We start from the raw sequence: 13,116 nt of genomic DNA, 5'->3' as shown, positions 1-13,116 counted from the left end.
GCCGAGAAACGTGGGGACTAGAACACCCGGAACCGGTACAGCACTTGCAACTGTTGTACCAGCATGAAGAACAGGAAGCCCGCGATGAAACCCACGCCCACATAAATGATGGCGTGCAGCAGCTTGTTAGTGCGCTTTTGCTCGGCCAGCAGCTCCATCAGTTCGCGCCGGTGGTCCTGCGGCTTGTGGCGCAGGTAGTCGTACACCAGCCGCGGCAGCTCCGGCAGCAGCTTGGCGTAGTGCGGCGCCTCGGCGCGCAGTTCGCGCCACAGGCGCTGCGGGCCCATCTGCTCGAGCATCCACTTCTCCAGGAAGGGCTTGGCGGTGCTCCACAGATCGAGGTTGGGGTCCAGCTCGCGGCCCAGGCCTTCGATGTTGAGCAGCGTCTTTTGCAGCAGCACCAGTTGCGGCTGGATTTCGACATGAAAGCGGCGCGACGTCTGGAACAGGCGCATCAGCACCATGCCCAGCGAGATTTCCTTGAGCGGCCGGTCGAAGTACGGCTCGCACACCGCGCGGATGGCCGACTCCAGGTCGTTGACCCGCGTCTCGGGCGGCACCCAGCCGCTTTCGATGTGCAGCTCGGCCACGCGCTTGTAGTCGCGGCGAAAGAACGCCACGAAGTTCTGCGCCAGGTATTCCTTGTCCGATTCGGTCAGCGTACCGACGATGCCGAAATCGAGCGAGATGTAGCGGCCGAAGGTGGCGGGGTCCAGACTGACCTGGATGTTGCCCGGGTGCATGTCGGCGTGAAAGAACCCGTCGCGGAACACCTGGGTGAAGAAGATCGTGACGCCGTCGCGGGCCAGCTTGGGGATGTCCACGCCCGCATCGCGCAGACGGCCGATCTGGCTGATGGGCACGCCGTTCATGCGCTGCATCACCATGACCTCGGCGTGGCAGAAGTCCCAGAAGATCTCGGGGATCAGCACCAGGTCCAGGCCCTGCATGTTGCGGCGCAGTTGCGCGGCGTTGGCCGCCTCGCGCACCAGGTCCAGCTCGTCGTGCAGGTAGTTGTCGAACTCGGCCACCACCTCGCGGGGTTTCAGACGCTTGCCGTCGGCCGACAGGCCTTCCACCCAGCCGGCCATCATGCGCATGAGGCCCAGGTCTTTTTCGATCACGGGCAGCATGCCCGGGCGCAGCACCTTGACGGCCACCTCGCGCTCGATGCCGTGGCGGTCGCGCAGCGTGGCGAAGTGCACCTGCGCAATCGATGCGCTGGCCACGGGCACGCGGTCGAACGAGGTGAAGACCTCGCCGATGGGGCGGCGGTAGGCGCGCTCGATGGTGGCCACCGCGATATCCGGATCGAAGGGCGGAACGCGGTCCTGCAGCCGGGCCAGTTCGTCGGCCACATCGGGCGGCAGCAGGTCGCGCCGGGTGGACAGTACCTGGCCGAACTTCACGAAGATGGGGCCCAGCTGCTCCAGCGCCTCGCGCAGGCGCTGGCCGCGCGGTGCGTCCAGATTGCGCCCCACCGACAGCACGCGCGACACCGCGCGCAGCCAGGGTTTTTGAAAACTGTCGAGCAACAGGCCGTCCAGGCCGTACCGGAACACCACCCACAGGATGGCGCCCCCCCTCACGAACTGCTTCATGCGCCGGACCGGTCTGGGCCGCTGGCGGGCACGTCGTGCACGGGCGGCACGGGCGGCACAGGCACCGGAACCACGGCCGCGTCAGCCGCCGAGGGTGCCATGCGCGCGCCTACGAACTGGCGCAGAGCCTGGGCTGCCTTGCGCGCCACCTGGGCCACGGTGTGGGCCGGGGCATCGCCAATGACGCGGGCGAGGTCTTCCTCGACATCCCAGCGCACGTGGTCGACCAGCCAGTTGATCTCGGCGGCGAGCTGCACGTCGCCTTCGATGCGGATGGTGGGCTTGTCGCCGCGCAGCGCCGTCTGGGCCAGCGCGAAGGGCGAAGTCTCGGTCACTTCGAGCCGCAGGTCGGGGGTTGCGGCCTCGGGCGCCACGTTGAACAGCCCGGCCGGCGTGATCACCAGGGCCATCGAGTAAGCGCGCCACTGAACGCGGGCGATGCGGCCCTTTTGGCGCACCAGGCGGTCCATGGCCTCCTTTTCCTGCATCAGCACGTGGTTGAGGAACAGCACCACACGCTGCTGAACCTCATGCACCAGCCATTGCGGGGGTTGCGGGCCGGCCGCGACGCGCTCGAAAAGGCCGTTCAGAAAAGGAAAAGGGGACTGTGGTGTTGCCATAGTCCCCGATTATTCCCTGAACTGGGCGAGCCCCCAAGAGGGGCGATGCCCTTAATTACTGCAGGGCCTGCACGCCGGCCACCAGCCAGCCGCTGCTGCCAGCCTTGGGCTTGGTCATGTTCCACACTTCGCGGAAGGGGCTCGGGCCTGCCGATGGCTCTTCGCGGATCATGCCGGAGAACTCGACGCTGGCCATGTAGGCCTCGCCCAGGTCCTCGATACCCAGCAGCTGGGCTTCGATCATGACCACATCGGTGTGGTTGGGCTGCACGCCACGGTGCGCTTCGCGCTCGGTCAGCTGGGTGCGGATCTCATCGAGCATGCTGTCGGTCATCATGGACCTGAGCGTGTTGATGTCCGAGCGGTCCCAGGCGGCCTGCAGCGTGACGAAGTTGCGCTTGGCGGCGGACAGGAAGCCGTCGGTGTCGAAGTCGGCCGGCACGCCCCAGTTCTGCGAACCCGACAGGCCCGAACCGATGACAACGCCCGTGCCCGCACCACCCTGCTGTGCGGCCCGCGAGGCATCGAACGCCATGCTGCTGCGCTCCCAAGGGCGAGCAGACGCGTCGTTGCCCACGTTGTTCGGGCTGTACTGCGGTGGCACCTGAGCGGCCGCAGGGGTGGAAGCCCCGGCACCCGCACCTGCACCCTGGAAGGCAAACGGCGCGCCGCCAGCGGCTGCACCGCCGTTGCTGGCACCGCCACCATTGCGCGCGCGCATCACCATCTTGAAGATGGCAAAAGCGGCCACGGCGAGCAACGCAATCATCAAGATATTGGCAAACCCGGCACCCATGCCCAGGGAATGCGCCAGCCAGGCCAGGCCCAGACCGGCGGCCAGGCCACCGAGCATGGCGCCCCAGGGCTTCTTGGCCGCCGCAGCGGCAGGTGCAGCGCCCGCTGCAGCCGGCTTGGCAGCCGCTGCGTTGGTCGCGTTCTGCGCCGGTGCGCCAGGCGTCGCGGGTGGCGTGGCCGACTCGCGCTGCGTCACGTTGCCGGACTGCTTGCCCACCGACTTGCCACCGCCCATACGCCGGGCGTCGGCGTCCGCGTGCGCAAACGCCAGCATCGCTACCAACACCACAGACCAAAGTTTCATCATGAGTTCTCCGTCTCCGTTAATCGCTGAGTGAACCACTCAGCACTTGATTCCAACATGCAAGGCGACGATGCCCCCTGTCATGTTGTGATAGTCCACATGCCCAAAGCCATTTTTTTGCATGAGGCTTTTGAGTTCTTCCTGGCCCGGATGCATGCGGATCGATTCAGCCAGGTACCGGTAACTCGCGTCGTCACCGGCCACCAGCTTGCCCAGCTGAGGCAACACCTTGAACGAATACCAGTCGTACGCCTTCTCCAGCGGCTTGGCCACCTTGGAGAATTCGAGCACCAACAGCTTGCCGCCGGGCTTGAGCACGCGGCACATCTCGGCAATCGCCTGGTCCTTGTGCGTCATGTTGCGCAGGCCGAAGGCCACGCTCACCACGTCGAAATGCGCATCCGGAAACGGCAGCTTCTCGGCGTCGCACACCATCGTGGGCAGCACCACGCCCGCATCGATGAGGCGGTCGCGCCCCACGCGCAGCATGGCTTCGTTGATGTCGGTATGCACCACACGGCCGGTGGCGCCCACCTTCTTGGAAAACGCCAGCGCCAAGTCGCCCGTGCCGCCCGCGATGTCCAGCACCTGGCTGCCTTCGCGCAGGTTGGCCACCATCACTGTGTAGGCCTTCCAGGCGCGGTGCAGGCCGGCCGACATCAGGTCGTTCATCACATCGTATTTGGAGGCGACCGAGTCGAACACGCCGCGCACACGGCGCGCCTTTTCCTGCTCGTCGACCGACTGAAAACCAAAGTGTGTGGTGCTCATAAGTTTCATGCTAGGCGCGCGAGCGCCAGAGGTACAGCGACAACCCCGCACTGAAATGGGGCTTGTGTCGCAATTAGGACAACGCCATCGAAGAGAAAACAGCCGCTACCGCTTGCCTATATTGCGCCAGCAGCTCCTCTTTCAATAGCACATCAGTCAACAAGGGCTTGCACGCTGCCCGTCAGTGGCCGCCGCAGGCATGGCCGCCTGCCCCACCCGCGGGCGCCATCGGCGCGTCGCGGTCCACGCCGGCTGCAGCCAGGCGCTCGGTGTACTGCGTCCACAGCGCGTCCTGCTGTTGCCCCAGTTCGTAGAGGTAGTCCCAGCTGAAGATGCCGCTGTCGTGGCCATCCGAGAACGTGGGCTTGACCGCGTAGTTGCCCACCGGCTCCAGGTTGACCAGCGCCACCTCGCGCTTGCCGGTCTGCAGCACTTCCTGCCCGGGGCCGTGGCCCTGCACTTCGGCCGAGGGCGAGTACACGCGCATCAGCTCGAACGGAATGCGGAACGTGGCGCCGTCAGAAAACCCGACCTCCAGCACCCGAGATGCCTCGTGCACCGTGATCGCTTGCGGTGTGGGCGCACCCGCTTTCAAACCTGCCATGGATATCCCCTGTGAGAAAACAGTGTGGTGGATTGTGAGCGCCCGCAGCGATGCCTGTGGGGGACAGGGTCAACGAGGGCCCGCCTCAAGGCAGCTGCAGCGATTCCAGCACGGGCAGCAGGGAGGCCTCCAGCTGCGGCAGCCGTTGCCGCACCGCGTCTTCCCGCTCGGCCGGGCTTGGCCGCTGGGCCGCGGCCCACACGGGCGACGGAAAGTGGCTGTCCCAGTCGAACCGGGCAATCACGTGCCAGTGCAGGTGCGGCACCATGTTGCCCAGCGCCGCGATGTTGACCTTGGTGGGCGCCAGATGCTGGCGCAGCGCCTGCTCCACCCGCGTCACCGCCTCCATGCAGTGGCTTCGCTCGGCAGCCGACAGGTCGGAGAACTCGGCCACGTGCGCGTTCCACACCACGCGGTAGAACGCCGGGAAGCCGGCTTCGTCGGCACGGATCACGCGCAGGTTTGCACCACGCCAGACCAGCGCACCGCCGTCTTCCGCGCACAGAGGGCAGGCAGTGCCGGTGGCCATCTAGACCAGTACCCGCTCGATGCCGCCGCCGTTGGCGCGCTGCACGTACTCGGGCATCCAGTTGTCGCCCAGGATCTCGCGGGCCATCTCGACCACGATGTAGTCGGCTTCGAGCAAACCGTTCTGCAGATCGTCCTGGTAGCGGTTCAGGCCCTGCAGGCAGCTCGGGCAGCTGGTGAGGATCTTCACGTTGTCCTGAGCGGCCACGGCGCCCGGCCCCGCACCGGTGGCCTTCATGACCTCGCGCAGCTTGGCTTCGCCCTTGCGGATTTCTTCTTCCTTGCGGAAACGCACCTGGGTCGACACATCCGGCCGGGTCACGCCCAGCGTGCCCGATTCGCCGCAGCAGCGCTCGCTCTTCAAGACCTGCTCGCCCACCAGCGCCTTCACGGTCTTCATCGAGTCGCCGAGCTTCATCGGGTTGTGGCAGGGCTCGTGGTACAGGTAGGCGCCCTTGCCCTGCAGCGTGATGCCCTTCTCCAGCAAATACTCGTGAATGTCGATGATGCGGCTGCCCGGGAAGATCTTGCCGAACTCGTAGCCCTGCAGCTGGTCGTAGCAGGTGCCGCAGCTGACCACCACGGTCTTGATGTCCAAGTAGTTGAGCGTGTTGGCCACACGGTGGAAGAGCACACGGTTGTCCGTGATCATCTTCTCGGCCTTGTCGAACTGGCCGCTGCCGCGCTGCGGGTAGCCGCAGCACAGGTAGCCCGGCGGCAGCACCGTCTGCACACCCGCATGCCACAGCATGGCCTGGGTGGCCAGGCCGACCTGCGAGAACAGGCGCTCGGAGCCGCAGCCAGGGAAGTAGAACACCGCCTCCGTCTCGGCCGTGGTGGTGGCCGGGTTGCGGATGATGGGCACATAGTCCTTGTTCTCGATGTCGAGCAGCGCGCGCGCCGTCTTCTTGGGCAGGCCACCGGGCAGCTTCTTGTTGATGAAGTGGACCACCTGCTCCTTGACGGGCGCAGTGCCCACCGTGGCGGGCGGCTTGGCGGTCTGCTTGCGGCCCACCTTGCGCAGCAGGTCCACGGCCATGCGCTGCGCCTTGAAGCCCACGTCCACCATGGCCGAGCGCATGAACTTGATGGTATCCGGGTTGGTCGCGTTGAGCATGGTCATCGCCAGCGCATTGCCCGGACGGAAGCTCTTCTTGCCCATCTTGCGCAGCAGGTTGCGCATGTTCATGGTGACGTCGCCGAAGTCGATCTTCACCGGGCAGGGGCTCTCGCACTTGTGGCACACCGTGCAGTGGTCGGCCACGTCCTCGAACTCCTGCCAGTGCTTGATCGACACGCCGCGGCGCGTCTGCTCTTCGTACAGAAAAGCCTCGACCAGCAGCGAGGTCGCCAGGATCTTGTTGCGCGGGCTGTACAGCAGGTTGGCGCGCGGCACGTGGGTGGCGCACACGGGCTTGCACTTGCCGCAGCGCAGGCAGTCCTTGACCGAATCAGCGATCGCACCGATGTCGCTCTGCTGCATGATCAGCGACTCGTGCCCCATGAGGCCGAAGCTCGGCGTGTAGGCGTTGGTCAGGTCGGCGTGGCGCACGGGGTTTGAAGCCAAATCGGCCCCTGCCGCTTGTCCAGCAAGCGCTGGCAGCTCCTGATTTCGTAGCAACTTGCCCTTGTTGAACCGGCCTTCCGGGTCCACCCGCTGTTTGTACTGCGCGAACGGAAGCAGCTCTTCGTCGGTCAGGAACTCGAGTTTGGTGATGCCGATGCCGTGCTCGCCCGAGATCACGCCGTCCAGGCTGCGCGCCAGCACCATGATGCGCTCCACCGCCTCGTGGGCGGTCTGCAGCATCTCGTAGTCGTCGCTGTTGACCGGCAGGTTGGTGTGCACGTTGCCGTCGCCCGCGTGCATGTGCAGGGCCACCCAGACGCGGCCCTTGAGCACGCGCTGGTGGATGGCGGTGACTTCCTGAAGGATGGGCTTGAACGCCGCGCCGGTGAAGATGCCCGAGAGCGGCGCACGCAGCTGGGTCTTCCAGCTCGCGCGCAGCGTGTGGTCCTGCAGCTGCGGGAACAGCACTTCCACGTCGTTCAGCCAGCCTTGCCACAGCGCACGCACCTCTTGCACCAGGGCGATGGCCTGGGCCACGCGCTCCTGCAGCAGCTCGGGCGATGGCACTTCGTCGTCCGCGTCGTGTTTGCCCAGCGGCAGGTTGCCGCGCTCGAAGAACTCGGTCAGCGCATCGCACAGCTTGATCTTGTTGCGCAGGCTCAACTCGATGTTGATGCGCTCGATGCCGTCGGTGTACTCGGCCATGCGCGGCAGCGGAATCACCACGTCTTCGTTGATCTTGAAGGCGTTGGTGTGGCGGCTGATGGCAGCCGTCTTCTTGCGGTCGGCCCAGAACTTCTTGCGCGCGTCGGCGCTGATGGCGATGAAGCCTTCGCCGCTGCGCGAGTTGGCGATGCGCACCACTTCGCTGGTCACGCGCGCCACCTCGTCGGCGTTGTCGCCCGCGATGTCGCCGATCAGCACCATCTTGGGCAGGCCGCCATTGCCCTTCTTGCTCTTGGTGGCGTAGCCCACGGCCTTCAGGTAGCGGTCGTCCAGGTGTTCCAGGCCGGCGAGCAGCACGCCCGAGCGCTTTTGCTCGGCGAACATGTAGTCCTTGATCTCGACGATGCTGGGCACCGCGTCCTTGGCGTTGCCGAAGAACTCCATGCAGACGGTGCGCGTGTGCTCGGGCATGCGGTGCACCACCCAGCGCGCGCTGGTGATGAGGCCGTCGCAGCCCTCTTTCTGGATGCCGGGCAGGCCCGACAGGAACTTGTCCGTCACGTCCTTGCCCAGGCCCTCCTTGCGGAAGGTCTTGCCCGGGATGGCCAGGCGCTCGGTGCGCACGGGCGTCTTGCCGTCGGCCTCGAAGTACTGCAGCTCGAAGGTGGCCGTCTCCACGTCGTGGATCTTGCCCATGTTGTGGTCCAGGCGGGTCACTTCGAGCCACTGGGCGTCGGGCGTGACCATGCGCCAGCTGGCCAGGTTATCGAGCGCCGTGCCCCACAGCACGGCCTTCTTGCCGCCCGCGTTCATGGCGATGTTGCCGCCGATGCAGCTGGCCTCGGCGCTGGTGGGGTCCACCGCGAACACGAAGCCCGCGCGCTCGGCCGCGTCGGCCACGCGCTGGGTGACCACGCCGGCCTCGGTCCACACGGTGCCGACTTCGCTGTCCATGCCCGGCAGGCGGCGCATCTCCACCTCGGTCATGGCTTCGAGCTTTTCGGTGTTGATGACCACGCTCTTCCACGTCAGCGGAATCGCGCCGCCGGTGTAGCCGGTGCCGCCCCCGCGCGGGATGATGGTCAGGCCCAGTTCGATGCAGCCCTTGACCAGGCCCGCCATCTCGACCTCGGTGTCGGGCGTGAGCACCACGAACGGGTACTCGACGCGCCAGTCGGTGGCGTCGGTCACGTGGCTCACGCGCGAGAGGCCGTCGAACTTGATGTTGTCCTTGGCCGTGAGGCGGCCCAGGGTCTTCTGGATCTGGCGGCGCAGCTGCGCGGCCTGCTCGAAGGTGGCGTTGAATTCGGCCACCGCACGGCGCGCGGCCACCACCAGCTCGCCCACCAGGCGGTCGCGCCCGGCATCGTCGGCGGGGGTGCGGCGCTTGTCGACCTCGCCCAGGCGGTGCTGCAGCGCGTCCACCAGCAGCTTGCGGCGGGCCGGGTTGTCCAGCAGGTCGTCCTGCAGGTAGGGGTTGCGCTGCACCACCCAGATATCGCCCAGCACCTCGTACAGCATGCGGGCCGACCGGCCGGTGCGGCGCTCCTTGCGCAGCTGGTCCAGCAGGTCCCAGGCCGGAGACCCCAGCAGGCGGATCACGATCTCCCTGTCGGAGAACGAGGTGTAGTTATAGGGAATCTCGCGTAGGCGCGCAGGTTCCGCGGCCTGGGTGTGCAGGGCGGCGACCGCAGTAAAGGCGTTCATGAAGTAGACCTGGGGAAGCGCTATGCGCTGGACCGTGGGAGCCCGCGATTTTATGCCACCCCGCTGCCTGCCGCATTCACGCCGTCTGGCGCCATGGAATCCGGTTGGCTTCCACCGCCGTCGCACCCATGGTCTGCTCGGTGGCAGACGACGTCCACGCGCCGGGAACGCACCGCGGCATGACGTCGGCAATGCCGCCGTGCTCGTCGTTGTGCACCACGATCACCTGGTTCGAGCGCATGGCCTGCAGAAGCTCCGGCGTCAGATGGAAGCTGGCGGACAGCTGGCTGTCGTCGAGCGCCGGGATCACGCTGCGCCGCTCCACCTTGCGGCGGATCTGGTTGTACAGCGCCCAGCCGGCCAGCACCGCGGCGTTGAAGGCCGCGATGACCCCGTACCACAGCAAGGTGTCCACCGTGGAGCGCAGCGCATCGAACCGCGCTGTCAGATCGAGCGTCGGCGACTGCACCATGGCCGCGACGCCCCGGTAGAACAGGAACAGGAAGCCGGCCCAGGCCACCAGGGTCACGGCCGCGTCGACCAGGCGGGGCAGCCGGCCCTGGCGGGTGTGGATGAGCGGGCCGTTCATGGCGGTGCAGGCCGGGCGATGCCGCGGTCGGGGCTGACCCAGCGGGCCCGCGCGCGCTGGGTCTTGAGCATGACCTTGGGAAAGCTCACGAGGGTGGTGAACAGGCTCAGCAGCCAGAAGACCACGGGGTACCAGATCATCCAGTACAGCGTGCTGCGCATGCCCGATTCGTAGCGCCGGTCGATGGACACGCTCACCGTGAACTGCAGCAGGCAGGTCACCGTCAGCACGAGCCCGGTGAACGACGGCGGCATGAGCCGCGGCACGAACAGGTTGCCCGGCAGGTGGACGAACTTGCCCAGCAGGTACAGCACCACCGTGACCGCGAACATGAAGGCCCAGCCCGTGGACATGCAGAACTCCAGCATCAACAGCCACATGCGGCGGTTGCGCCAGTTCCACATGCCGCGCAGGTTCTTGAGGAACACCTCGGCACCGCCCTGCGCCCAGCGCAGGCGCTGTTTCCACAGGCCGCGCAGCGTCTCGGGCATCAGGATCCAGCACAGCGCACGCGGCTCGAAGAAGATGGACCAGTGGCGCTTTTGCAGCTTCCAGCTGATGTCGATGTCCTCGGTGATCATGTCCGGGCTCCAGTAGCCCACGTCGTCCAGCGCCCGCCGGCGGAACGCCGCCACCACGCCCGAGACGGTGAACACCTGGCCGTACACGCGCTGCGTGCGCTTGATGAGCCCGATGATGGAAGAAAACTCGCCCACCTGGATGCGCCCCACCAGGGTGGAGCGGGTGCGGATGCGCGGGTTGCCGGTCACCGCGCCCACGCGCGGGTTGTCGATGAGCGGCGCCACCAGGTAGGCGACCGCGTCGCGGTCGAGCAGCGCATCGCCGTCGATGCACACCAGGTACTCGCTGCGCGCGGCGGCGGCGCCCATCTGCAGGCCGATGGCCTTGCCCTGGTTCTGCGCCAGGTGGATCACCCGCAGGCGCGGGTGCTGCGCGGCCAGCGCATCGAGCACCTCGCCCGTGTTGTCGCGCGAACCGTCATTGATGGCGATGACCTCGATGTTCGGGTAGCGCTGCGCCAGGGCCGCGCCCAGGGTCTCGGCGGCGTTGTCGCCTTCGTTGTAGCAGGGCACCAGGATGGACACCAGCGGCTCGCCCTTGAGCGCGGGCGCGGGCACGTCCGGCCCCCAGGCCCAGTGGCGCTCCCAGTGCATCCAGTAGTACAGGCCGCCCGCGATCCAGATGCCCGACATGAACAGCGGGTAGAGGAACACGAAGTCCAGCACCGCGTCGCTGGACAGCAGCATCTGCAGCGCCAGCGGACCGCAGACGATGAGCGACAGCGCCAGCAGCGCAAGCACGCGGCTCCTCATGGCTGCAACGCCCCGCTGTTGGACAGGGCCGGCCGCACCTGCTCCACGCTCGGCACGCCCGTGATGAAGTTGTCGGGGTAGTAGCCGAAGCTGCGCGCGCCGCGCATCTGCAGCCGCCGCATCCAGCCCGCCAGCCGCTGGCCGGGCACGGGCTGGCTGTTGCGCCAGTCCACCGCCTGCAGCTCGAAGACCGTGCGGTCCATCGCTCCGGGTCGCCGGCGGATGGAATCCACCACCGTGTCCAGCCAGGCATCCGCATCGGCGTCGGGAACGTTCTCCATGAACGGCATGGCCATGGGCGCGGTCCAGTCGTACGAGGCGAGGAAGTCGTCCAGGTTCTGCGCGAACCAGGCTTCGCTCTCCGGCTTGAGCATGGGCATGGCGAAGATGTTGCGCGCGGTCTTGACCTGCGGGCCGCGGATGGCGCGCACACGCCCTGCCAGCTCCAGCGTGAAGTCCGTCAGCGCGCGAGTCTTGAACTGCGTCCAGCGCCGCAACGTGGCGGGGTCGGCGCGCAGCTCGGCGATGGTGCCGGGCAGGCCCGCCGCGCGGTAGGCCGCCAGCGCGGGTGCGCTCGCGTCCTCGAAGTCGGACAGCAACGCATCGTCGTGGAACAGCACGCCGTCGAACCAGGCCGAACGGGCCAGGTCTTCATACAGGTCGGCGATGCGCGAGCGCACCGTGGGATCGAACGGCGACATGCGGCGGTACTGGCCCGTGTCCGGCGTGGCCTCGCCCTTGTCGTTGACCCGCTGCACCCGGGGCAGCGCGGCGTCCAGGTCGAAGGCCAGCACCGGCATCCAGGCGTACACCGCCACGCGGGTGCGGGTGCGCAGCTGCCACGCCACGCGGTTGAACAGGTCGGCGCGCACGGGCAGCCAGCGGTTGGGAAAGTACACCGAGTGCACGGTGCCGTCGCCCTGCGCATCGGAAAACGCCTGCAGGAACACCGTGTTCACGCCCAGGTCCTGCACGCGCTGCACCAGGTGGTCGAAGTTGCGTGCCTGCTGCGCGGGGTCGGCGTCGTAGAGGTAGTCCAGGTCGACGTGGGCCACGCGCAGCACCCGGTGCTCCTGCGTGGCGATGACGGCGGAGGCGAACTGATCGACCGACGGGTCCCCGGTGACCAGCACGCGCGGCGTGTTGAACAGGCTTGCGGTGCTGCCGATGCCCTCGTCCAGCGTCATCGCCATCTGGTAGCCGTGGCGCTTGACGACGGCCAGTGCGCTGCCGTTGGCGGCGCCATACGGCCATACCCAGACCCGGGGGGCCTTGCCGGTCACATCGCGGATCTTGGTGGTGATGGCCGCCACGTCTGCCTCGAGGCGCCGCAGGAAGGCCTCGTCGTTCTCATACGACGCGGTGGCCGGGTCATACCGGCGCGTGGCGGCGGCGGGCTGCGTGTTGCCCTGGGGGTTGGCCACGATGCCGTGGTGCAGGTGGTCGGTGTGCGCACCGACTTCCACCAGGCCCGATGCCGCCATCTCGCCCACCTGGGCCCAGGTGGCAAAGCGCTCGCGGGGCGTCTGCAGGCCGCCGAAGTCCACCGGCTGGTCGGCCGGCGCGTCCAGCCACTCCCCCACGGGCGCCAGCACCGCAGGCCAGCCGGTGGCCTTGAGCAGGGGGAACACGCGGTCATAGAAGCTGCGGTATCCGTCGTCGAAGGTCAGCAGCACGGCTTTGGCCGGCAGGGGCTTGCCGCCGTCGCGTGCGGCCAGTATCTGGTCCACCGACACCGGCTGGTAGCCGTTTTGCCGCAGCCACGCAAAGTGCGCGACGAGGCGGTCGGTGCGCACGGCCAGGTAGCGCGCATCGGCCTCGCCGTCCTGCACGTCGTGGTAGGCCACGGTCACGAAGCTGTTGACGGGCCAGGGGCGCTCCGCCTCGGGCAGGGTCCGGGCCTTGGGGGGCACGAACGGCTGCGCGTCTGCGGCCAAGGCCGGCAGCACCAGCATGCATGCGGCCATGGATGCGAGCACGCACAGCATGCGGGCCCTGCGACGGATGAGCGAGAAGACTGTCGGAAACAT

General features: G+C 67.3%; 10 protein-coding genes. All 10 read right to left on the bottom strand.

What is annotated here, in order from left to right; all coding sequences use genetic code 11:
- Positions 1–17 precede the first annotated feature (17 nt).
- The gene (ubiB, locus tag ACSQ3N_RS05880) at positions 18–1,601 is read right to left on the bottom strand and encodes a ubiquinone biosynthesis regulatory protein kinase UbiB (protein ID WP_056161323.1); all 1,584 of its coding nucleotides are present in this window, start codon (positions 1,599–1,601) and stop codon (positions 18–20) included.
- Complete coding sequence (locus tag ACSQ3N_RS05875; RefSeq protein ID WP_056161321.1) at positions 1,598–2,221, bottom strand: ubiquinone biosynthesis accessory factor UbiJ; 624 nt, start codon at positions 2,219–2,221, stop codon at positions 1,598–1,600. Before ACSQ3N_RS05875 ends, ubiB begins: the two co-directional genes overlap by 4 nt.
- Positions 2,222–2,276: 55 nt before the next feature.
- Complete coding sequence (locus tag ACSQ3N_RS05870) at positions 2,277–3,323, bottom strand: Tim44 domain-containing protein (protein ID WP_056161320.1); 1,047 nt, start codon at positions 3,321–3,323, stop codon at positions 2,277–2,279.
- Positions 3,324–3,359: 36 nt separating this feature from the next.
- The gene (gene ubiE, locus ACSQ3N_RS05865) at positions 3,360–4,091 is read right to left on the bottom strand and encodes a bifunctional demethylmenaquinone methyltransferase/2-methoxy-6-polyprenyl-1,4-benzoquinol methylase UbiE (protein WP_396503550.1); all 732 of its coding nucleotides are present in this window, start codon (positions 4,089–4,091) and stop codon (positions 3,360–3,362) included.
- Positions 4,092–4,272: 181 nt separating this feature from the next.
- On the bottom strand, positions 4,273–4,695 hold the full coding sequence (locus ACSQ3N_RS05860; protein ID WP_436145806.1) for a gamma-butyrobetaine hydroxylase-like domain-containing protein: 423 nt from the start codon (positions 4,693–4,695) through the stop codon (positions 4,273–4,275).
- A gap of 85 nt (positions 4,696–4,780) precedes the next feature.
- Entirely contained in the window at positions 4,781–5,224 is a 444-nt protein-coding gene (locus ACSQ3N_RS05855; protein ID WP_436145805.1) for an HIT family protein, read from the bottom strand.
- Positions 5,225–9,163: a DUF3683 domain-containing protein gene (locus ACSQ3N_RS05850; RefSeq protein WP_056161312.1), complete on the bottom strand. Its 3,939-nt coding sequence runs from the start codon at positions 9,161–9,163 to the stop codon at positions 5,225–5,227.
- 76 nt (positions 9,164–9,239) lie between these two features.
- Positions 9,240–9,752, bottom strand: a complete 513-nt coding sequence (gene pgaD, locus ACSQ3N_RS05845; RefSeq protein ID WP_056161310.1) for a poly-beta-1,6-N-acetyl-D-glucosamine biosynthesis protein PgaD — start codon at positions 9,750–9,752, stop codon at positions 9,240–9,242.
- Entirely contained in the window at positions 9,749–11,086 is a 1,338-nt protein-coding gene (pgaC, locus tag ACSQ3N_RS05840; protein ID WP_056161309.1) for a poly-beta-1,6-N-acetyl-D-glucosamine synthase, read from the bottom strand. Before pgaC ends, pgaD begins: the two co-directional genes overlap by 4 nt.
- On the bottom strand, positions 11,083–13,116 hold the full coding sequence (gene pgaB, locus ACSQ3N_RS05835; RefSeq protein ID WP_056161307.1) for a poly-beta-1,6-N-acetyl-D-glucosamine N-deacetylase PgaB: 2,034 nt from the start codon (positions 13,114–13,116) through the stop codon (positions 11,083–11,085). The genes pgaC and pgaB overlap by 4 nt, the downstream gene beginning before the upstream one ends.

This window comes from Acidovorax sp. LjRoot194, assembly GCF_964253015.1.
In the GTDB taxonomy this organism is placed as follows: Bacteria; Pseudomonadota; Gammaproteobacteria; order Burkholderiales; family Burkholderiaceae_C; genus Acidovorax.
This window is presented reverse-complemented; position numbering and strand designations above follow the sequence as displayed.

Bases quoted from the DNA above. Each gene is read 5' to 3' on its own strand.
- ubiB (WP_056161323.1), bottom strand. From the start codon at position 1,601: ATGAAGCAGTTCGTGAGGGGGGGCGCCATCCTGTGGGTGGTGTTCCGG.
- ACSQ3N_RS05875 (WP_056161321.1), bottom strand. From the start codon at position 2,221: ATGGCAACACCACAGTCCCCTTTTCCTTTTCTGAACGGCCTTTTCGAG.
- ACSQ3N_RS05870 (WP_056161320.1), bottom strand. From the start codon at position 3,323: ATGATGAAACTTTGGTCTGTGGTGTTGGTAGCGATGCTGGCGTTTGCG.
- ubiE (WP_396503550.1), bottom strand. From the start codon at position 4,091: ATGAGCACCACACACTTTGGTTTTCAGTCGGTCGACGAGCAGGAAAAG.
- ACSQ3N_RS05860 (WP_436145806.1), bottom strand. From the start codon at position 4,695: ATGGCAGGTTTGAAAGCGGGTGCGCCCACACCGCAAGCGATCACGGTG.
- ACSQ3N_RS05855 (WP_436145805.1), bottom strand. From the start codon at position 5,224: ATGGCCACCGGCACTGCCTGCCCTCTGTGCGCGGAAGACGGCGGTGCG.
- ACSQ3N_RS05850 (WP_056161312.1), bottom strand. From the start codon at position 9,163: ATGAACGCCTTTACTGCGGTCGCCGCCCTGCACACCCAGGCCGCGGAA.
- pgaD (WP_056161310.1), bottom strand. From the start codon at position 9,752: ATGAACGGCCCGCTCATCCACACCCGCCAGGGCCGGCTGCCCCGCCTG.
- pgaC (WP_056161309.1), bottom strand. From the start codon at position 11,086: ATGAGGAGCCGCGTGCTTGCGCTGCTGGCGCTGTCGCTCATCGTCTGC.
- pgaB (WP_056161307.1), bottom strand. From the start codon at position 13,116: ATGTTTCCGACAGTCTTCTCGCTCATCCGTCGCAGGGCCCGCATGCTG.